Source organism: Pseudomonas sp. P1_C12 (assembly GCF_056406435.1).
Map to the genome: position 1 here is coordinate 245,093 of NZ_JBFUAE010000002.1, position 20,413 is coordinate 265,505.

The window sequence follows — 20,413 nt, forward strand, 5'->3', positions numbered from 1 at the left end:
ATCGGACGACAACGCATCTCTATGATTAGAACAAGGCATTCATAGGGAACACCAGCATGCGCAAGCCCCCGCTCGTTCTCGTTATCGCACTCTGCGGAGGGCTCGCCGCTTGTGGCGAGACCTCCCGCCTGCAAGTCTCCGACGGCACCGGTCCATCGCCACAATTGCCGGAACCGAACAAAACCCTGATCCCGACCATGAACATCGCCCCGGCCATCGGTTGGCCGCCGGGTGCAAAACCCGTCGCCGCCACGGGCACTCAAGTGGCCGCTTTTGCCGAAGACCTGGATCACCCGCGCTGGCTTTATGTGCTGCCCAATGGCGATGTGCTGGTGGCGGAAACCGCCGCACCACCCAAACCCGAAGACGGCAATGGCATTCGCGGCTGGGTCATGAAGAAAGTCATGGGGCGTGCCGGCTCTACCGTGCCCAGCCCGAACCGCATCACGTTGCTGCGGGACAAGGATCACGATGGCATCGCGGAAACCCGCACGGTGTTTCTGCAAAACCTCAATTCCCCTTTCGGCATGACGCTGGTCGGCAACGACCTGTACGTGGCCGACACTGACAGCCTGCTGCGATTCCATTATGAAAACGGCGATACGCAGATCAAGTCACCAGCCATCAAGGTGATCGACCTGCCGGGCGGCCCGCTGAACCACCACTGGACCAAAAACGTCATCGCCAGCAAGGACGGCAGCAAGCTCTACGTCAGCGTGGGTTCCAACAGCAACGTCGCCGAAAACGGCATGGACAAGGAAGAAGGTCGCGCAGCGATCTGGGAAGTGGACCGTGCCACCGGCCGGCACCGGATCTTCGCCTCCGGCCTGCGCAACCCCAACGGCATGGCCTGGGAACCGCACAGTGGCGCACTGTGGACCGCGGTCAACGAGCGGGATGAAATCGGCGGTGATCTGGTACCGGACTACATCACCTCGGTGAAAGACGGCGCGTTCTATGGCTGGCCGTTCAGTTACTACGGCCAGCATGTCGATGTTCGTGTCGAGCCGCAGAACCCGGACCTGGTGGCCAAGGCCATTGCCCCGGACTACGCCGTCGGCCCGCACACGGCGTCACTGGGCCTGACCTTCGCCGAAAACAGCAAGCTGCCGGCGCCATTCACCCAAGGGGCATTCATCGGTCAGCACGGCTCGTGGAACCGCAAGCCACACAGTGGCTACAAAGTGATTTTCGTGCCGTTCAGCGCAGGCAAACCTGTCGGAAAGCCCATTGAAGTGCTCAGCGGTTTTCTCAACGACAAAGAACAAGCCATGGGCCGCCCGGTGGGCGTGGTGATCGACCGGCAAGGCGATCTGCTGGTGGCCGATGACGTGGGGAACAAGGTGTGGCGGGTTTCGGCTGCCAGGTAACGGGATACATCACCTGTGGGAGCGACGGTGCGGCGATCCGACCTGCTCGCGAATGCGCACGGTCAGTCGACAAATTTGGTGACTGATACACCGCTTTCGCGAGCAGGCTCGCTCCCACAAAGGCTTAGCGTTTGCGACAGAGTGTTAGCCCATCACCCAACGGCAACAACGACAGATCCACCCGCACATCGTCTTTCAACGCTCGGTTGAGCGCCTGGATTGCCCGGGTGTCCGCGCTCTCGGGGCTGGCCTCGAGCACACGCCCGCTCCACAGGGTGTTATCGAACACCGCCAACCCACCGACCCGCAGCAATCCCAGGGCGTGTTCCAGATAAGCCGGGTAGTTGGCCTTGTCGGCATCAATGAACACCAGGTCGTACTGCCCGCCCTGCCCTTGTCGCTCAAGCTCGGCGAGGGTTTCCAGCGCCGGAGCCAGTCGCAGGTCAATCCGCCCGGCGAGCCCCGCCTCTTGCCAGTAGCGCCGTGCGATGGCGTTGTAGTCGCCGGGGATATCACAGCAAATCAGCGAGCCATCAGCCGGCAATGCCGCCGCCATGCACAGGGCACTGTAACCGGTAAAGGTGCCGACTTCGAGCAAGCGCCCGGCCCCCGTCAGTTTCACCAGCAAAGCGAGAAACTGCCCCTGCTCCGGAGCCACCTGCCAACGTGCCATCGGCAGCGCCTGGGTCTCATCGCGCAAGCGCTTGAGCAGTGGCGTTTCGCGCAGGGAGACATCGAGCAGGTATTGGTACAGGGCGTCGTCGAGATTAAGCGTGCGAGCAGTCATGACCGGCAGCTCCGGACGTTACGGGTTGCGCGCCAGGTGTTCAGGCTGCAGAACACGCTTGGCGCTCAGATAAGCTTTTTGCCAATAGGCCTTGGACAAGCTGTCGAGCTTCACGGTGCCGCCAGTGGCTGGTGCGTGGACGAAGCGCCCTTCTCCCACGTAGATGCCGGCATGACTGACCTGGGAACCGCCATTGGTGGCGAAGAAAATCAGGTCACCGGTTTGCAGGCCTTCCTTGCCCACATTCGCCGCTTGCATGGAGATCATCTCGCGAGTGGTGCGCGGCAAGGAAATACCGGCGACATCGCGATACACGTAGCCGATCAGGCCGCTGCAATCAAATCCGGAATCCGGCGTGTTGCCACCCCAGCGATAAGGCGTGCCCACAAGGCCGAGCGCGCGAAACAGCACGTCTTCCGCTTCGGGCGAAAAAGCTTGTGAGGAGCCAAATACGATGGGAGCGCGAACCACCGGCGCAGGTGGCGGTGTACGACTGGCGCAGGCGCTGAGTAGCGCAGCGAAGAACATGATTGCGAGGCGGGCCGACGTCGTCATAAGCAGAGCATCCTGATCTGGCTGCGGCTTTTTTCTGCTGGGAATGCAGAAAAGAAAACCGCCTGCGCGTGACGCAGGCGGTTTGCCATCATTCATATATCAGGATTCTAGCGGTTATATGGCAAACTTCAAGTAAGACTTTAAGTTCGCCTTACAAATTGTCCGCTTATTTACGTGCAGTGACGATTGGCGACGCATTCGGTGCCATCGCCAGGGCGCGCTTGGCTTCGATGAAGGTCTTGCTCCAGTAGCTGTCACCCAGGCTATCGATCCGCACACCACCGCTACGGCGGCTGCTGGAGTGGATGAACTGGTTGTCACCCAGGTAGATCCCGGCGTGACTGACGCGACCGCGACGACCGTTGGTTGCGAAGAACAGCAGGTCGCCCGGCTCAAGCTTGCTGCGCGAGACCAGCGGAGCGTCCACGTTGATCATTTCGCGGGTGGAGCGTGGCAGGTTCATGCCCGCTTCTTCGCGGAACAGGTAACCGATGAAACCGCTGCAATCGAAGCCGGCTTCAGAAGTACCGCCGAAACGGTAACGGGTACCGATCAGGGACATGCCACGTTCGAGGATGCTGTCGGCCAGGACCGGAAGCTGGTAGGACTTGCCGCCAGCGAAGTCTGCGAGTTCTTTTTCGGTCGCCAGCTCTTCCTGAAAGAAAGCGGAAGACTGGGCAGTAACGGAGTTTTGAACCTGTTGCTGCGGGGCTTGCTGGGACACCGGAGTGTGGGCAGCGCAACCGAACAACAGGGTAACGAGTGCGAGAGGCACGAGGGGTGCGAAGCGATTTAGCATGGGCACGACCGTGGCTGATAGTTGTAAAGAAGCCGAGACTATGCCCGCTATCATCCTCATTTGCAAATTCAATCGATCTTTTTGTGACTTATCCGTTTCTCGTTTACATCTAAGCGCTTAAGCCCATTTTAAACATACGCGCAGCCTGCAACCGGGCAGGAAAGCTGGGTTTCTGGTGCCTGTAATTCGCCGAACTGGCTAAAAGCCCCGGATTCAGCGGGTTTACCAGCCGAGGGTTTCTTTCAAAAACGGGATTGTCAGCTTGCGCTGAGCCTGGAGGGAGGCCTGATCGAGACGCTCGAGCAGCTCGAACAGCGCACTCATGCTGCGGGTACCGCGAGTCAAAATGAAATGCCCGACTTCATCGGTCAGATGCAGCCCGCGACGGGATGCGCGCAATTGCAGGGCACGCAATTTGTCCTCATCGGACAGCGGGCGCATCTGGAAGATCAAGGCCAGGGTCAGGCGCGATTTGAGATCCGCCAGCTTCACCGGCAACTCACGGGGGGATGTCGACGCGGCAATCAGCAAGCGTCGACCACTGTCGCGCAAACGATTGAACAGATGGAACAGCGCCTCTTCCCAGTCCGCCTTGCCGGCAACCGCCTGCAGGTCATCGAGACAGACCAGCTCGTACTGCTCAAGGTTGTCGAGAATTTCAATACCGCGATCGAGCAACTCGGCCAGCGGCAGATAGACCGCAGGTTCCCCCAATTGCTCGAAGCGCAGGCAGGCGGCCTGCAACAGATGCGTACGCCCGACCCCATCCTTGCCCCAAAGGTATATCAGGCTCTCGGTCCAGCCGGCGTCGGCTTCGCACAGCCGCTCGACATAGCCGAGTGCAGCGGCATTGGCGCCTGGGTAGTAATTGATAAAGGTGGCGTCGTCACGCAGACGCACACCTAGGGGCAGCTGAATCGGTTTCATCCTGACTGAACAGTTCCAAAGGAACCGTTAGTGGCCTCTGTGTAAAGTTTGCGAAGTTTATACCCGTGAGCCGGGTCGCACAATGCGACAGACAACAAGCAAAATCAAAGGTTTGCGTTAATGCACCGGTTTTATGACAGTTTCTTTGGCGGTGCATGTGACAGTCGCGCGATGCAAGCAGGCTGATCCGGCATGAACCCGGGCAACCCGCCATCAACCATCGACGCCCCTTACCACTCCGGCTCGTCGACACTCCCGTAGATTTCAGAATCCTTATACAAATCATGCACATGACGCACCAGCACCATGATCACCGCCGCGACCGGCAATGCCAATAGCACACCGGTAAAGCCAAACAGCTCACCACCGGCCAGAATCGAGAAAATCACCGCCACCGGGTGCAGGCCAATCCGGTCACCAACCAGCAACGGCGTCAGCACCATACCCTCCAGCGCCTGGCCGACCATGAACACCGCGACAATGCCGAGCATCGGATAAAGATCACCACCGAACTGGAACAACCCCGCAAGCAGCGCCGCGCCAATGCCGATGATAAACCCCATGTACGGCACGATCGCTGCCAGACCGGCAATCAGGCCAATCAACAAGCCCAGTTCCAGCCCGACCAGCATCAGGCCCGCTGCGTAGATCACACCCAAGGCCACCATCACCAGCAACTGTCCGCGAACGAACGCGCCGAGCACTTCATGGCATTCACCCGCCAGGGATACCGCGCGCGCTTCACGATCACGGGGCAGCAGGCTGCGGATCTTGGCCATCATCAGGTCCCAATCCCGCAACAAGTAGAAGCTCACCACCGGAATCAACACCAGATTCGCCAGCCAGCCAATCAACGCCAACCCCGAGGCAGTGGCATGACTCAGCACCACGCCGACAATATCGGTGGTTTGGCTCATATGCTCGCTGATGGCGGCCTTGAGCTTGTCGAACTTCCAGAAACCTTCCGACAAGCCAAACTTCGATTGCGCCCAGGGCAACGCCGTGTGCTGTAGCCAGTCGAGCATCTGCGGGGCCAGCTCATACAAACGAAACAACTGCCTGGCGAGCAACGGCACCAATACCAGCAGCAGCGCGGTGAAGATCAATGTAAACAGGGCAAACACCGCCACGACGCCCCAGGTTCGAGACAGGCCTGCCTTCTCCAGCCGATCCACCAGCGGGTCGAACAGGTAGGCCAACAGCAGCGCCACCAGGAATGGCGTCAGGATCGGATGCAACAACCAGACAAACGCACAAAGCAGGACCACCCCACCGAGCCAGAACCAACGCCGCGTATCGGCCATGAACCACTCCATTGCTTCTATATAAAGAAAGAAAAACTACCAGCGATAACGCAGTTGTGGTGTCGGGGCTGGCGCTGGGGCAGGCACCGCACCACCGGCGGCAGGCTGAACCGGCACTGCCGGGGCCGGTGCCTGACCCGCAGGCGCTTCCTGCAGCCTCGCCAGCGACAGTTGTGCACGCAGCTGATCGGCGCTGCCATTGACCCTATAGACAATCCGGTCGCCGTCGACACTTTGCACACGCCCGCCAAATGGCTCCAGCAAGCGCCCAAGGGACGCGTAGTGCTCAAGATTCATGCCTTGCACCTCCAGCAATTGCTCACTCGAAGCACCGGCCTTGGCAACAAACCGCGGCGCCAGGCGCTCGTTGACCGCCAGCATCACCGCATCGGCCACGGCGGCCTGATCGGCGCCTTGCACGCTACCCGCCTCTTTTTTATCCCCCAGCCACAATTGCCACTTGGCTTGCCACTGCCCGCCCTCTTCCTTGGCGTGTACCGCGAGCAGGGCGTCGGCGTTGTAGCGTTCCGATGCCGCTTGCAAAGGCGCGGGATCTGCGCCCTCCAGATTCGGCGCGGTCGCGACGATCTGCTCATTCAAGTCCGCCAACGGCAAGCGCAATGGCAAGCCACGGTGCTGGGCCGCCCGACGCAGCGGCGCCGCGCTGGCCTGACCGTCGCCCACCAGGCTTGAACCCTCGGTGGAGTCATTCAACCACCAGCCGAGGATCGACGGCCGATTGCCCCCCCACATCGCCAGGCCGGCGCGGCGCAAGGCCTGCTCGGTGGTGCCCGGATCGAAATCGACTTTCAGGACTTCCGGCGGCCCCGCCTCAAAGCCGTATTGGCTGATGATCTGTTGCGGGTCTTTGCGAATCGCTGCCAGCCCTGGACTTTGAGCGGCCTTGGGGTCGCCGGTCAGGCGCAACACCAAGGTGTCCAACGCACGCTGGGTCGCCTGGTCGCGCTCCTCGGGCGATTGGCCATTCACCGGCTCGCGCACCTGGTAAAGGCCTTTGACAGTTTCGGCGTGACTGACCAGGCTGACTACTGACAAACAACTCACAAGCAAGAATTTACAAAAACGCATGGAAGATTCCTGACGACAAGAGCGGCTGGAACAGACCGCATGAAGACGATCGAGCAAGACTGTGACCGTTGCCCGACGCAAAACATTCACACGTTCCGGGTAAGTTTTCGCACTGTCATAACGATAGACGGTTAATCGCGATACCTTATACAGCCATGCAGGATGCCACCGACACCGCGCATCAACGGTTTTTTTTGAACGGATATGGCCCTGCTGTCGGCCTGAGGATGGCCGCTGCGGCTCAAGCCTGATAAAATCGCGCGCCTTCGCAGACCGGCAACAGCCGGGTAGTGTCCGAATAGCGCGCATGGTTCTCGCCTACGCAGTTTCGGCGCTCCCGACGGACTCGGTCGTTACCCAGAAATCCCCCCCCTAAAGGCCTGGATCATGAGCAAGCAACCCTCCCTGAGCTACAAGGACGCCGGTGTAGACATCGACGCCGGTGAAGCATTGGTCGAACGCATCAAGAGCGTCGCCAAGCGCACTGCGCGCCCGGAAGTCATGGGCGGCCTGGGCGGTTTCGGCGCCCTCTGCGAAATCCCGGCCGGCTACAAGCAGCCGGTGCTGGTTTCCGGTACTGACGGCGTCGGCACCAAGCTGCGCCTGGCCCTGAACCTGAACAAGCACGACAGCATCGGCATCGACCTGGTCGCCATGTGCGTCAACGACCTGGTGGTGTGTGGCGCCGAGCCGCTGTTCTTCCTCGACTACTACGCCACTGGCAAACTGAACGTCGACACCGCTGCCCAGGTTGTGACCGGTATCGGCGCTGGCTGCGAACTGTCGGGTTGCTCCCTGGTCGGCGGCGAAACCGCTGAAATGCCGGGCATGTACGAAGGCGAAGACTACGACCTGGCCGGTTTCTGCGTCGGCGTCGTGGAAAAATCCGAAATCATCGACGGCTCCAAGGTTGCTGCTGGCGATGCCCTGCTCGCCCTGCCGTCTTCCGGCCCGCACTCCAACGGCTACTCGCTGATCCGCAAGATCATCGAAGTGTCCGGCGCCGACATCGAAAACATCCAGCTCGACGGCAAGCCGCTGACCGACCTGCTGATGGCCCCGACCCGTATCTACGTGAAGCCGCTGCTCAAGCTGATCAAGGAAACCGGCGCTGTCAAAGCCATGGCCCACATCACCGGTGGCGGCCTGCTGGACAACATTCCGCGCGTTCTGCCAAAAGGCGCGCAAGCCGTGGTTGACGTGGCCAGCTGGAACCGCCCGGCAGTGTTCGACTGGCTGCAAGAGAAAGGCAACGTTGACGAGAACGAAATGCACCGCGTGCTGAACTGCGGCGTGGGCATGGTCATCTGCGTGGCTCAGGAGCACGTTGAAGCCGCCCTGAACGTTCTGCGCGAAGCGGGCGAGCAGCCTTGGGTCATCGGCCAGATCGCCACCGCTGCCGAAGGCGCGGCTCAGGTCGAACTGAAGAACCTTAAGGCACACTAATGCCTAAAACCTGTGATGTGGTGGTGCTGTTGTCCGGCACCGGCAGTAACTTGCAGGCCCTGATCGACAGCACGCGGACCGGCGACAGCCCGGTCCGCATCGCTGCGGTGATTTCCAACCGCGCCGACGCCTACGGCCTGCAACGCGCCAGGGACGCGGGTATCGATACCCGCACCCTGGATCACAAGGCTTTCGAAGGTCGCGAGGCCTTCGACGCCGCGCTGATCGAACTGATCGACGCCTTCAACCCCGAACTCGTGGTACTGGCCGGATTCATGCGCATTCTCAGCGCTGGCTTCGTACGCCACTATCAGGGTCGCCTGCTCAATATCCATCCTTCGTTGCTACCCAAATACAAAGGGTTACACACTCATCAGCGCGCACTGGAGGCCGGCGACACCGAGCACGGCTGCTCCGTGCACTTCGTCACCGAGGAACTCGATGGCGGACCACTGGTCGTACAGGCTGTAATACCGGTAGAGTTACAGGATTCGCCGCAGAGTCTGGCGCAGCGGGTCCATGTTCAGGAACACCTGATCTACCCGATGGCCGTACGCTGGTTTGCCGAAGGTCGTCTGACCCTCGACGAGCAAGGTGCTTTACTGGATGGACAGCTACTCGCGGCCAGCGGCCACTTGATTCGAAACTAGGAGATTTTATGCGTCGCGCCCTGCTCTTCGCTTGCGCTCTGCTCGCCTTGCCCTTCGCCCAGGCGGCGGACCTTCAACCCTTCTCCGCCAGCTACACCGCCGACTGGAAACAGCTGCCCATGAGCGGCACTGCCGAGCGCAGCCTCGAAAAAACCAGCGACGGCAAATGGAAGCTCAGTTTCAAGGCGTCGATGATGATCGCCAGCCTGTCCGAGGAAAGCACCCTGACCCCGGACAAGGACACGCTTCTTCCAGTGTCGTACCACTTTGAACGTGGCGGTTTGGGCAAGGCCAAGAAATCGGATCTGGATTTCGACTGGAACACCAAAGTGATCACCGGCACCGATCGCGGCGACGCGGTCAAGGTTGCCCTGAACCGCGGCATGCTCGACAAATCCACCTACCAGTTGGCCTTGCAGCAAGACGTTGCCGCAGGCAAGAAAAGCATGAGCTATCAGGTGGTCGACGGCAATGAAGTCGACACCTATGACTTCCGCGTGCTGGGCACTGAAAAAGTCGACACCAAGGCCGGCAAGATCGATGCGATCAAGGTTGAACGAGTACGCGACCCGACACAAAACAAGCGCATCACCGTGATGTGGTTCGCCAAGGACTGGGATTACCTGCTGGTCCGCCTGCAACAGGTCGAAACCGACGGCAAGGAGTACAACATCATGCTCCTGGACGGCACGGTCAACGGCAAGACTGTCAAAGGCAGCTGATCCGGATCGGTACCATGAAGCCCCGCAATCGCGGGGCTTTTTTGTGGGTTCGAAAATTGGAACACCCGACAAGCGCAATGGTTCTATACCTTCAAGGTCTTTTTTGATCGAATGAGTTTTTCTGATACCTGCGAGGTTTCCCATGACTGTCACCGTCAACACTGTCTGCGCCGAAGGTTTTCGCCACAGCGTACAAATCGATGACCACGAACTCTTCGCCGACGTGCCCGTCACGGCCGGCGGTGATGGCTCTGCGCCGGAACCGCACGATTATTTCGATGCCGCGCTAGGCGCCTGCAAGGCCCTGACCCTGAAGCTGTATGCCAGGAAGAAGGACATCCCGCTGACCGGTGTCGGCGTGGAGGTCAAGCGCGACAACAGTCAGGAACAGAAAGGCCAATACGCGCTGCACGTCAAACTGACCCTCAAGGGCGTACTCACCGACGCCCAGCGTGAAGAACTGCATCGCGTGGCCGATCGCTGCCCGATCCACAAGCTGATGACCACGTCTGAAGTGAGCATCGAAACGCATTTGTCCGAAGGCGCGTTCAGCCAATAGCGGCAAGGGCTGCGCAAGCGGGTTATGCTCGAACGCATCACCCGCTCAGCCTGGAACGCACCATGAACACTCCGCTCGTGATCCGCCCCCGCACCGAAGATGTCGAAGGCCAGCCGATTCTCCGCCCGTTGCCATCGGCCAAGTGCCGCAACGTCGGGCCATTCGTGTTTTTCGACCACATGCTGGAAACCCGTTATCCGCCGGGCAAAGGCATGAACATCCGCCAGCATCCGCACATTGGCCTGTCTACCCTCACCTACTTGTTCCAGGGGCAAATCCAGCACAAGGACAGCCTCGGTTCCGATCAAGTGGTCGGGACTGGCGATGTCAGCTGGATGACGGCCGGTAGCGCCATCGCCCACGTCGAACGCACGCCTGAGGCCCTGAAAGAAAGCGGCTTCACGATGCACGGCTTGCAGATCTGGCTGGCTTCGCCCAAGGACAAAGAGCAAGGTCCGGGGCATTACAGTCACCATCCGGCGTCGACTTTGCCGGTCAGCGAAAACCTGGGGGTGAAGATCCGCATGATTGCCGGGTCGGGCTTTTGCCTGGAATCACCAGTGCCGGTGCTTTCTCCTACGCTGTACGCGGAACTGCACCTGCAAACGGCGACGACATTACTGATCCCCACCGAGCATGAAGAACGTGCGCTGTATGTGTTGAGCGGCGAGGTGCAAATGGGTGGCGAGCCGCTGGAGCCGCATTCGCTGGTGGTACTGCCTGCCGGGGAAGAGATGACCCTGTTTGCTGAAAGCGACAGTCACGCCGTGTTGTTTGGCGGTGCTCCGCTGGACGGACCACGGCGGATCAACTGGAACTTTGTCGCGAGCGATCCGGCGGCGATTGATGAAGCACGCCGACGCTGGGCGGCCGGGGATTGGCCGACGGTGCCGGGGGAAAGTGAGCGGATCGAGCTGCCTTAAGCACTGTATTGCCTGCCAGGCCGCCATCGCCGGCAAGCCGGCTCCTACAAGGGAATTGCGTCATACACATTATTTGCCAACGACTCGATCAACTGTAGGAGCTGGCTTGCCAGCGAAAGCGTCCTCAAGATCGCCTTCGCCGGCAAGCCGGCTCCTACAGGGATCCGGATCAGCCCTTGAACACTTCATCCAGCAAGTTATGCATCGACGTGAACGCCCGGGCAGCTACCTTCGCGTCATACATCATCATGCCCGGCACCTTGGCGTGCGGGTCGGTGAACGAGTGGAACGCACCGCCATAGCTCAGCAACTGCCAGTCCACACCCGCCGCGTTCATTTCATCTTCGAACGCCGGCAACTGCTCTTTCGGCACCAATGGATCGGAAGCACCGTGCAGCACCAGGACCTTACCCTTGATGTTTTTCGCATCGACCGGATTCGGTGTGTCCAGCGTGCCGTGAAACGATACCGCGGCCTTCACCGGCGCGCCGGTACGGGCAAACTCCAGGGCGCAGCAACCGCCGAAGCAGAAACCGAAAGTGGCCAGTTTCGAAGTATCGACAGCCACTTCACCCTGGCTTTGCAGCTGTTCGAACGCCACCTGCATGCGCTTGCGCAGCAACGCACGGTCATTCTTCAACGGCATCATCGCCGCGCCCGCCTCGTCATTGTTCGTCGGACGAACCGATTGACCGTAAAGGTCGGCGACCAGCACAACGTAGCCGTTGGCCGCCACCGACTTGGCGATCTCCTCGGCACCGGCGCCGACGCCCATCCAGTTCGGCGCCATCAACAAGCCCGGGCGCGGGCCTTTATGGTCGGCATCGAAGGCCAGACGGCTTTCGTAAGCCTGGCCGTCAATCTGATAGGCAACGGAACGTACAGTGATTTGGCTCATTTCTGACTCCTGATGTTATAGCACCGGAATGAAAAAACCCGCCGAAGCGGGTTTTTCTACAACACAATCAAGCCGATAGTTCGACCAACAGCTTGTTCAGACGGCGCACATAGGCCGCCGGATCTTTCAAACTGTCGCCGGCCGCCAGCGCCGCCTGATCGAAGAGGATGTGCGACAGGTCGCCGAAGCGCTCGTCACTCTGCTCGTTGTCGAGCTTCTCGATCAGCGGGTGCGCCGGGTTGAATTCGAAGATCGGCTTCGAATCCGGAACCTTCTGGCCGCTGGCTTCCAGGATCTGGCGCATCTGCAAGCCCAGGTCCTGCTCGCCGATGGCCAGGATCGCCGGGGAATCGGTCAGGCGGTGGGAAACCCGCACTTCAGCAACGGATTCACCCAGCGCGGCCTTCAAACGCTCGACCAGACCTTCTTTGGACTTGGCGACTTCTTCCGCGGCTTTCTTGTCCTCTTCCGAGTCCAGGTTGCCCAGGTCCAGGTCACCGCGCGCCACGTCGACGAAGCTCTTGCCGTCGAAGTCGCTGAGGTAGCTCATCAACCACTCGTCGATGCGGTCGGTCAACAGCAGCACTTCGATGCCTTTCTTGCGGAAGACTTCCAGGTGCGGGCTGTTTTTGACCTGCGCGTAGGTTTCGCCGGTCAGGTAGTAGATCTTGTCCTGACCTTCCTTGGCGCGCGCCAGGTACTCGACCAGGCCAACAACCTGTTCGCCATCGTCGCCATGGGTCGATGCGAAACGCAGCAGACCGGCGATTTTTTCTTTGTTGGCGAAGTCTTCTGCCGGGCCTTCTTTCATGACCTGACCGAAGTTTTTCCAGAAGCCTTTGTATTGCTCTGGCTCGTTCTTCGCCAGTTTTTCCAGCATGTCGAGCACGCGCTTGGTCAGCGCCGACTTCATGGAATCGATGATCGGGTCTTTCTGCAGGATTTCCCGCGACACGTTCAGCGACAGGTCGTTAGAGTCGACCACGCCTTTGATGAAGCGCAGGTACAGCGGCAGGAAGGACTCGGCCTGATCCATGACGAACACACGCTGCACGTACAGCTTCAGGCCTTTCGGTGCTTCACGCTGGTACAGATCGAACGGAGCGCGGGCCGGCACGTACAGCAGCGAGCTGTATTCCAACTTGCCTTCGACCTTGTTATGGCTCCAGCTCAGCGGGTTTTCGAAGTCGTGAGCGATGTGCTTGTAGAACTCCTGGTATTCCTCGTCCTTGATCTCGGTACGCGGACGGGTCCACAGGGCGCTGGCGCGGTTGACGGTTTCCCATTCAACAACTGGCTTCTCCTCACCTTCGGCAGCGGCCACTTCTTTCGGCAGTTCGATCGGCAAGGCGATGTGGTCGGAGTACTTCTTGATGATATTGCGCAGACGCCAGCCATCGGCGAACTCGTCTTCACCGGATTTCAGGTGCAGGACGATGCGAGTGCCGCGTTCGGCCTTGTCGATTGTCGCGACTTCGAAATCGCCTTCGCCCTTGGACGACCAGTGCACGCCTTCGCTGGCAGCGCTGCCGGCACGACGACTGAACACATCGACTTTGTCAGCGACGATGAATGCGGAGTAGAAACCGACACCGAATTGGCCGATCAGGTGCGAGTCTTTCTTCTGGTCGCCGGTCAGGTGCTTCATGAAATCGGCGGTGCCGGACTTGGCGATGGTACCCAAGTGGGTGATCGCGTCTTCGCGGCTCATGCCGATACCGTTGTCTTCGAGGGTGACGGTTTTAGCGTCCTTGTCGAAGCTCACGCGGATTTTCAGTTCGGCGCCACCTTCCAGCAGCTCTGGCTTGGCCAGGGCTTCGAAACGTAATTTGTCGACAGCGTCAGAGGCGTTCGAGATCAATTCGCGAAGGAAAATTTCCTTGTTGGAATACAACGAATGGATCATGAGGTGCAGCAGCTGCTTTACCTCGGTCTGGAAGCCCAGGGTTTCCTTTTGAGTTTCCACACTCATGGTCATCAAACTCCAATCAGATGGCATAAGCCGCGACCTTGAGGGTCGACGGCGGGTTGTCCTCAGAGTTTGGGGCACCGTTCAGGATTTCAAGGGCTCTTCGAGTTTGAAATGTGCACGGGCCGTGGCAATGGGCTCGGCTTCGGTGCTTTGCCAGGCGGTAATCGCCACATTGGCGACCCGGCGACCCTGGCGCCAGACCTGGCATCGGGCCCAGGTATCGCGAAACTGCCCGGCTCGCAGGTAATCCAGGGAGAAGTCGATGATCTTCGGTACCCCGGGCGATCCGGTAAACACCAACAGGTGCAGCGCCGCGGCCAACTCCATGAAACCGGCGATCACACCGCCATGAATCGCCGGCAACAAAGGGTTACCGATGTTGTCCTTGTTCGCTGGCAGCTTGAACAGCAACTCATCTCCCACCCGTGAACATTCGACGCCGATCAGCCGGGCATAGGGAATCAAATCCAGCAGCGAGGCGTAATCGCCCTGCTCGTGGGCCTTTTGCAATTGGTCCTTCAGCGACTCGCTCATTGCGCACCTCCGGCAACCGCGCCACCAAAGCCCTTGGTGCCCTTGATGCCCTTGCCCATGCGCATGAAAGTGCCCATCACATGGGCAATCGGTTGCCCAGGGTCATCCTGATAGGCGAAGCCACGGGCAAAAATCACATCGGTGGTGACCCGATAACACTGGGCAAAGCCGTAGACATCTTTATGTGGCTCGGCGGCGTGCATGTAGTCGATGCGCAGGTCGAGGGTCGGGCAGACCTCGAATTCCGGGAGCACGCAGAGCGTCGCCATGCCACAGGCGGTGTCCATCAGCGAGGTCAGCGCCCCGCCATGAATCACGCCGGTTTCCGGATTGCCGACGATCTGCGGGCTGTACGGCAGCATAATCGTCAGCCCTTCGCTGCTGGCGCTGTGAACGTTTAGTCCAAGTACCTGACAATGTCGCAGCGCCGACAGAAAGCGCATCGCACGCTCAAAAACGGGGTTTTCGGCCATTTGATAAAAACTCTTGTTTATGTCCGTACTGTGCGGTGGCGGTCCGGGTAAAAGTTCCGCACTAGAACAAACTTATATATCTGAAAGACTTAAGGAACTTAACCCTGATGCCTGGGCTCTTAATGCCAGTAGATGCTTTTCATCAGGAGAAACACCCCATGCGTAAGACTTTAGCTATTGCCTTGATGTTGACCGCTTCCCTCGGTCTCGCTGCCTGCGATAAAAAATCCGAGGACAAAGCTCAAGATGCTAACCAACATGCTGAGCAAGCCCAGCAAAAAATGAACGAAGCTCAGGATAAAGTGAACGACGCGGCGAAAGAAAACGCCGAAGCCGCCAAAGATCAGGCTGCTCCGGCTGCTCCGGCCGCTCCGGCCGCTCCGGCTGCTCCGGCTGCTCCGGAAGCACCTAAGAACTAATACGGTTTTTAGAGTGGCATAAGAAAACCCGCCAAGTGCGGGTTTTTTTTGCCTTGAAAAAAGTGGTTAGAGCAAAATCGTTCGAAAGGTTGGACTAATCATCAACAACAGCGAACAGATTAATCCCACCAGCCAAACCGGACTGCGCTACCGAGCCAGATCCTTCCAGTAACACACTGGATAGCCAGCACGCGGGTACCCGATCAGGCCGCCTCTTTATTCACCTCGGGCAAGGGCGCCTCTGTAGGGGTATAGACCATCACGTCGAGAACGTCGGAGTGAAACTCGCGGCGATACAATACGAACACCACACCGGCACTCATCAACATGAACAGCCATGGACTAACGAACCAGGCCAGCATGGTCATGCCGAAGTAGTATGAACGCAACCCGAAGTTGAACTGGTTGGCGGCCATGGAGATAACGCGGGCTGCCCGACTCGCAAAGGCTTTACGCTCCTGCTCCGAGACATGACGCTCACCGACCATGGGTGCCGAGCCCACCAGGATGGCCGCGAAGTTGTACTGACGCATGCACCAGCTAAAGGTAAAGAACGCATAGACAAACACCAGCGCCAGGCACAGCAACTTGATTTCCGACATGCCTTGGGACGCCTGTTGCACCATCGGGATATCTGCCAGCAACGAAACCGCCCGCTCGGAAGCCCCGAGCACCGTGAGAATACCCGCCAGGATAATCAGCGTGCTGGAGGCGAAGAACGAAGCATTGCGCTCCAGGTTGCCGATCACGCTGGCATCGGCGATGCGGTTGTCGCGCAGCAGCATGCGGCGCATCCAGTCTTCGCGATAAAGGTGCAGAACACTGGCCAGGCACGCCGTATCACGGCCCTTCCATGTGGCATAGCGGGTGTAACCGCCCCAGCAGATAACGAACCAGATAGCGGCAAGAATGTGGATCAGGTTGGCTTGGATGAACGACATGCAGGTCCTTGTGAAGTAGTAACGGAACACTGAAACCTTGTGGGAGCGAGCCTGCTCGCGAAAGCGGTAGTTCAATCAACATTTCCATTGAATGTAAAACCACTATCGCGAGCAGGCTCGCTCCCACATAAGATTTTGGCAACCCTTCGACGTTAGCGCAGGGAAAAAGACACTGCCTGATGCCCATAAAAAATGCCCCGTATCGATTGATACGGGGCATTTCTGTTTCTGCTCAGAACCCGCTTGTGGCGGGTCGTGAAACGACTTAAGCCAAGGCTTCGGCGCGCTTGCCCAGCAGACGATCGCAAACTACCGCGACCACCAGTGTCATCACCGACGGCACCAGCCAGGCCAGACCCTGCTCGCTCAGCGGCAGGTGGGCCATTTGCGTCGGCATCCAGTCCGCCAGGCCTGCCCCCTTGAGGGCGTCGATCAGGCCGAAGATGAACGACACCAGCATGACCGGGCCGAGGATACGACCCTGCTCATGCCAGAAGTCCTTGCAGAAGCTCAACGCCACCAGAACGATACATGGCGGGTAGATCGCGGTCAGTACCGGGATCGAGAACGCAATCAGCTTGGTGAGGCCCAGGTTGGACACCAGCAGGGAGAATGCAGCAAGGATGATGACCAGCGTCTTGTAGGACAGTGGCAGTACACGGCTGAAGTACTCGGCGCAGGCACAGGTCAGGCCGACCGCGGTCACCAGGCACGCCAGTGAGATCAGCACGGCAAGGAAACCACTACCCAGCGAACCGAAGGTGTGCTGCACGTAAGCATGCAATACCGCCGCGCCATTGCTAGCGCCAGCGGCCACTTCATGGCTGCCCGAACCCAGACGGAACAGGCTGACGTAAACCAGCGCCAGACCCACACCGGCAATCAGACCGGCAATGATCGCGTAACGGGTGATCAGTGCAGGCGACTCGACGCCGCGGGAGCGGATGGCGTTGACGATGACGATGCCGAACACCAGGGCGCCCAGGGTATCCATGGTCAGGTAACCATTGATGAAGCCTTGGGAAAACGGCGCCGCCACGTATTCAGGCGTGGCTTGGCCAATGTCACCGGCCGGCAAGGCGAATGCTGCAATGCCCAGCACGGCCAAGGCGATGATCTTCAGCGGCGCGAGAAAGCGCCCTACGGTATCCAGCAGACGGCCCGGATACAGCGAGATGAAGAACACCAGCAGGAAGTAAACCGAACTGTACAGGAACAACGCCAGCGGGCTCTCGCCGGTCAGCGGCGCCAGGCCCACTTCGAACGATACCGTGGCGGTACGTGGCGTCGCGAACAGCGGGCCAACAGCGAGGTAGCACGCAGCCGCCAGCAGGCCACCGGCGACTTTACCGATCGGGCTGCTCAAGGCATCCATTGCACCGCCGACCTTGGCCAGCGCCACAACGGTGATCACCGGCAGACCAACCGCGGTGACCAGAAAGCCCAGCGCCGCCATCCAGACATTAGGTCCGGACTGCAAACCGACGATAGGCGGGAAGATGATGTTGCCAGCCCCGACGAACAGGGCAAACGTCATAAAACCAAGTGCCAGGATGTCCTGGCCTTTCAACACTTTCATTAAGGAAATACCACACTACTGAATCGGAATTTAGAGAGGGATTTCCCTATGGGTGAGGGAAATGCTGTCGGTCCGTATGAGACCAACCCTTTTAGCGCGTTGCTGCCTTGTGGGCCGCAGACGCAAAAATGGCGCGTAGACTAACGAATTCGGCCGATAAACGCACTGATTGAGGGCGAACTATCCGATACACGACATTTCCATGTCGCGTTTACATATTAAAAGATCAAAAGATCGCAGCCTGCGGCAGCTCCTACAGGGAAAAGTGATCTCATGTAGGAGCTGCCGCAGGCTCGGGCCGCGTTCGGACGATCTTTTGATCTTCAAGAATGACAAAGGCCACCCGAAGGTGGCCTTTGTCTGGTGAAGCGTCAGCCAAGCGCGAGGCTTACTTGACAGCCCAACCAGTCAGCTCGGCCAGGGCCTTGCCGATGTCTGCCAGCGAACGCACGGTTTTAACGCCTGCGTCTTGCAGAGCAGCGAATTTCTCGTCTGCAGTGCCTTTGCCGCCAGAGATGATTGCGCCAGCATGGCCCATGCGCTTGCCCGGAGGAGCAGTCACACCAGCGATGTAGGAAACAACCGGCTTGGTCACGTGTGCCTTGATGTAGGCAGCCGCTTCTTCTTCAGCCGAACCGCCGATCTCACCGATCATCACGATCGCTTCGGTCTTCGGGTCTTCCTGGAACAGCTTCAGGATGTCGATGAAGTTCGAACCCGGGATCGGGTCACCACCGATGCCGACGCAAGTCGACTGACCGAAACCGGCATCAGTAGTCTGCTTGACAGCTTCGTAGGTCAGGGTGCCGGAACGGGAAACGATACCGACCTTGCCTGGCAAGTGAATGTGACCTGGCATGATGCCGATCTTGCATTCGCCTGGGGTGATCACGCCTGGGCAGTTAGGGCCGATCAGGACTACGCCCAGCTCGTCACACTTAACTTTAGCGTCCAGCATGTCCAGGGTAGGAATGCCTTCGGTGATGCACACGATCAGTTTGATGCCGCCGAAGGCAGCTTCCAGGATCGAGTCCTTGCAGAAAGGAGCCGGAACGTAGATCACGCTGGCGGTGGCGCCAGTGGCAGCTACAGCGTCTTTCACGGTGTTGAACACTGGCAGGCCCAGGTGCTCGGTGCCGCCTTTGCCTGGAGTTACGCCGCCAACCATCTTGGTGCCGTATTCGATGGCTTGCTGGGTGTGGAAACTACCTTGCGAACCGGTAATACCCTGGCAGATAACTTTGGTGTCTTTATTGATCAGGACGCTCATTATTTGCCCTCCGCAGCTTTGACAACTTGTTGAGCAGCGTCGGTCAGGCTGGTAGCAGCGATGATGTTCAAACCGCTTTCTGCCAGTACTTTAGCGCCCAGCTCAGCGTTGTTGCCTTCAAGGCGAACAACAACCGGGATTTTCACGCCGACTTCTTTCACAGCGCCGATGATGCCTTCGGCAATCATGTCGCAACGAACGATGCCGCCGAAGATGTTGACCAGTACTGCAGCGACGTTAGTGTCGGACAGGATGATCTTGAACGCTTCGGTAACGCGTTCCTTGGTAGCACCGCCGCCCACGTCGAGGAAGTTGGCTGGCTTGCCGCCATGCAGGTTGACGATGTCCATGGTACCCATGGCCAGGCCAGCACCGTTGACCATGCAACCGATGTTGCCTTCCAGCGCTACGTAGTTCAGTTCGAACTTGGCAGCGTGCGCTTCGCGCGGATCGTCCTGCGACGGATCGTGGAAAGTCTTCAGCTTAGGCTGACGGTACATGGCGTTGGCGTCGATGTTGATCTTGGCATCGAGGCAGTGCAGATCGCCGTCAGCCTTGATCACCAGCGGGTTCACTTCCAGCAGGGCCAGGTCGTGATCCTTGAACAGTTTGGCCAGACCTACGAAGATCTTGGCGAACTGGGCAACTTGCTTGCCTTCCAGACCCAACTGGAATGCCAGCTCGCGACCCTGGAATGGCTGAGCGCCAACCAGTGGATCGATAGTGGCTTTCAGAATTTTTTCTGGAGTGTCGTGAGCGATTTTCTCGATGTCCACGCCACCTTCGGTGGAAGCCATGAACACGATACGACGGCTCGAACGATCAACGACAGCGCCCAGGTACAGCTCTTTAGCGATATCAGTGCACGATTCAACCAGGATCTTGGTGACTGGCTGACCATTGGCGTCAGTCTGGTAAGTCACCAGACGCTTGCCCAGCCACTGCTGTGCGAAGGCTTTGGCGTCTTCTTTGCTGCGAACCAGCTTTACGCCGCCCGCTTTACCGCGACCACCGGCGTGGACCTGGGCTTTGACAACCCACTCGCTGCCGCCGATTTTGTCGCAAGCTTCTGCTGCTGCTTCCGGGGTGTCTACCGCGTAACCGGTGGAAACTGGCAGGCCGTACTCAGCGAACAGCTGCTTACCCTGATACTCGTGAAGATTCATGCTTATTACCGTCTTCGTTAGGTACTGCGC

General features: G+C 59.1%; 21 protein-coding genes and 1 pseudogene. 7 read left to right on the forward strand and 15 right to left on the reverse strand.

The annotated features are described in order from the left end of the window. The first annotated feature begins 56 nt into the window (after positions 1-56). Positions 57-1,370: a PQQ-dependent sugar dehydrogenase gene (locus AC1D19_RS04085; RefSeq protein ID WP_477762467.1), complete on the forward strand. Its 1,314-nt coding sequence runs from the start codon at positions 57-59 to the stop codon at positions 1,368-1,370. A 124-nt stretch (positions 1,371-1,494) separates the two neighbouring features. On the opposite strand, the gene AC1D19_RS04090 is transcribed toward AC1D19_RS04085, so the two are convergent. From AC1D19_RS04090 to AC1D19_RS04115, 6 genes are all read right to left on the reverse strand, one after another. Then, entirely contained in the window at positions 1,495-2,157 is a 663-nt protein-coding gene (locus AC1D19_RS04090) for a class I SAM-dependent methyltransferase (protein ID WP_477762468.1), read from the reverse strand. Between the two features lie 18 nt (positions 2,158-2,175). Then, a complete protein-coding gene (locus AC1D19_RS04095; RefSeq protein WP_477762469.1) occupies positions 2,176-2,712 on the reverse strand; it encodes a C40 family peptidase in 537 nt (178 codons plus the stop codon). Between the two features lie 166 nt (positions 2,713-2,878). Next, positions 2,879-3,511: a C40 family peptidase gene (locus AC1D19_RS04100; protein WP_477753344.1), complete on the reverse strand. Its 633-nt coding sequence runs from the start codon at positions 3,509-3,511 to the stop codon at positions 2,879-2,881. A gap of 222 nt (positions 3,512-3,733) precedes the next feature. Next, positions 3,734-4,438, reverse strand: a complete 705-nt coding sequence (gene hda / locus AC1D19_RS04105) for a DnaA regulatory inactivator Hda (protein WP_007898944.1) — start codon at positions 4,436-4,438, stop codon at positions 3,734-3,736. Between the two features lie 230 nt (positions 4,439-4,668). After that, the gene (locus AC1D19_RS04110; protein WP_477753345.1) at positions 4,669-5,742 is read right to left on the reverse strand and encodes an AI-2E family transporter; all 1,074 of its coding nucleotides are present in this window, start codon (positions 5,740-5,742) and stop codon (positions 4,669-4,671) included. A 36-nt stretch (positions 5,743-5,778) separates the two neighbouring features. After that, complete coding sequence (locus AC1D19_RS04115; RefSeq protein WP_477762470.1) at positions 5,779-6,831, reverse strand: DUF2066 domain-containing protein; 1,053 nt, start codon at positions 6,829-6,831, stop codon at positions 5,779-5,781. 387 nt (positions 6,832-7,218) lie between these two features. On the opposite strand from AC1D19_RS04115, the gene purM reads away from it, so the two are divergent. The 5 genes from purM to AC1D19_RS04140 all read left to right on the forward strand — a co-directional run bounded on the left by purM (position 7,219) and on the right by AC1D19_RS04140 (position 11,131). Then, a complete protein-coding gene (gene purM, locus AC1D19_RS04120) occupies positions 7,219-8,277 on the forward strand; it encodes a phosphoribosylformylglycinamidine cyclo-ligase (protein WP_057399405.1) in 1,059 nt (352 codons plus the stop codon). Beyond that, entirely contained in the window at positions 8,277-8,927 is a 651-nt protein-coding gene (gene purN, locus AC1D19_RS04125) for a phosphoribosylglycinamide formyltransferase (protein WP_477762471.1), read from the forward strand. The genes purM and purN overlap by 1 nt, the downstream gene beginning before the upstream one ends. Positions 8,928-8,935: 8 nt before the next feature. Continuing rightward, positions 8,936-9,649: a DUF3108 domain-containing protein gene (locus AC1D19_RS04130; protein WP_477762472.1), complete on the forward strand. Its 714-nt coding sequence runs from the start codon at positions 8,936-8,938 to the stop codon at positions 9,647-9,649. A 142-nt stretch (positions 9,650-9,791) separates the two neighbouring features. After that, positions 9,792-10,208: an OsmC family protein gene (locus tag AC1D19_RS04135; RefSeq protein ID WP_477753349.1), complete on the forward strand. Its 417-nt coding sequence runs from the start codon at positions 9,792-9,794 to the stop codon at positions 10,206-10,208. A gap of 62 nt (positions 10,209-10,270) precedes the next feature. Further along, the gene (locus AC1D19_RS04140) at positions 10,271-11,131 is read left to right on the forward strand and encodes a pirin family protein (RefSeq protein WP_477762473.1); all 861 of its coding nucleotides are present in this window, start codon (positions 10,271-10,273) and stop codon (positions 11,129-11,131) included. Between the two features lie 169 nt (positions 11,132-11,300). Here AC1D19_RS04140 and AC1D19_RS04145 read toward each other — a convergent pair whose 3' ends face one another. The 4 genes from AC1D19_RS04145 to AC1D19_RS04160 form a co-directional block, all read right to left on the reverse strand. Beyond that, positions 11,301-12,029 carry a dienelactone hydrolase family protein gene (locus AC1D19_RS04145; RefSeq protein WP_477762474.1) on the reverse strand — a complete coding sequence of 243 codons (729 nt, stop codon included), beginning with the start codon at positions 12,027-12,029 and terminating at the stop codon, positions 11,301-11,303. A gap of 67 nt (positions 12,030-12,096) precedes the next feature. Continuing rightward, positions 12,097-14,001, reverse strand: coding sequence for a molecular chaperone HtpG (gene htpG, locus AC1D19_RS04150; protein ID WP_477762475.1), 1,905 nt, complete (start codon positions 13,999-14,001; stop codon positions 12,097-12,099). 81 nt (positions 14,002-14,082) lie between these two features. Next, positions 14,083-14,535, reverse strand: a complete 453-nt coding sequence (locus AC1D19_RS04155; protein WP_110659453.1) for a PaaI family thioesterase — start codon at positions 14,533-14,535, stop codon at positions 14,083-14,085. Then, entirely contained in the window at positions 14,532-15,008 is a 477-nt protein-coding gene (locus AC1D19_RS04160) for a PaaI family thioesterase (RefSeq protein ID WP_477762476.1), read from the reverse strand. Before AC1D19_RS04160 ends, AC1D19_RS04155 begins: the two co-directional genes overlap by 4 nt. A 158-nt stretch (positions 15,009-15,166) precedes the next feature. Here AC1D19_RS04160 and AC1D19_RS04165 point away from each other — a divergent pair, with 158 nt between their 5' ends. After that, positions 15,167-15,427 carry a hypothetical protein gene (locus AC1D19_RS04165; protein ID WP_477762477.1) on the forward strand — a complete coding sequence of 87 codons (261 nt, stop codon included), beginning with the start codon at positions 15,167-15,169 and terminating at the stop codon, positions 15,425-15,427. A gap of 66 nt (positions 15,428-15,493) precedes the next feature. Here the strand turns inward: AC1D19_RS04165 and AC1D19_RS04170 are convergent. The 5 genes and pseudogenes from AC1D19_RS04170 to sucC form a co-directional block, all read right to left on the reverse strand. Beyond that, a pseudogene (locus AC1D19_RS04170) lies at positions 15,494-15,574 on the reverse strand (MAPEG family protein); the annotation flags it as partial. Between the two features lie 56 nt (positions 15,575-15,630). Next, the gene (locus AC1D19_RS04175) at positions 15,631-16,368 is read right to left on the reverse strand and encodes a DUF599 domain-containing protein (protein WP_477760055.1); all 738 of its coding nucleotides are present in this window, start codon (positions 16,366-16,368) and stop codon (positions 15,631-15,633) included. Positions 16,369-16,633: 265 nt separating this feature from the next. Beyond that, the gene (brnQ, locus tag AC1D19_RS04180; RefSeq protein WP_477755726.1) at positions 16,634-17,947 is read right to left on the reverse strand and encodes a branched-chain amino acid transport system II carrier protein; all 1,314 of its coding nucleotides are present in this window, start codon (positions 17,945-17,947) and stop codon (positions 16,634-16,636) included. Between the two features lie 388 nt (positions 17,948-18,335). Next, positions 18,336-19,217, reverse strand: coding sequence for a succinate--CoA ligase subunit alpha (gene sucD, locus AC1D19_RS04185; protein ID WP_007919877.1), 882 nt, complete (start codon positions 19,215-19,217; stop codon positions 18,336-18,338). Further along, complete coding sequence (gene sucC, locus AC1D19_RS04190; protein WP_007919879.1) at positions 19,217-20,383, reverse strand: ADP-forming succinate--CoA ligase subunit beta; 1,167 nt, start codon at positions 20,381-20,383, stop codon at positions 19,217-19,219. Before sucC ends, sucD begins: the two co-directional genes overlap by 1 nt. Between the last annotated feature and the right edge of the window lie 30 nt (positions 20,384-20,413).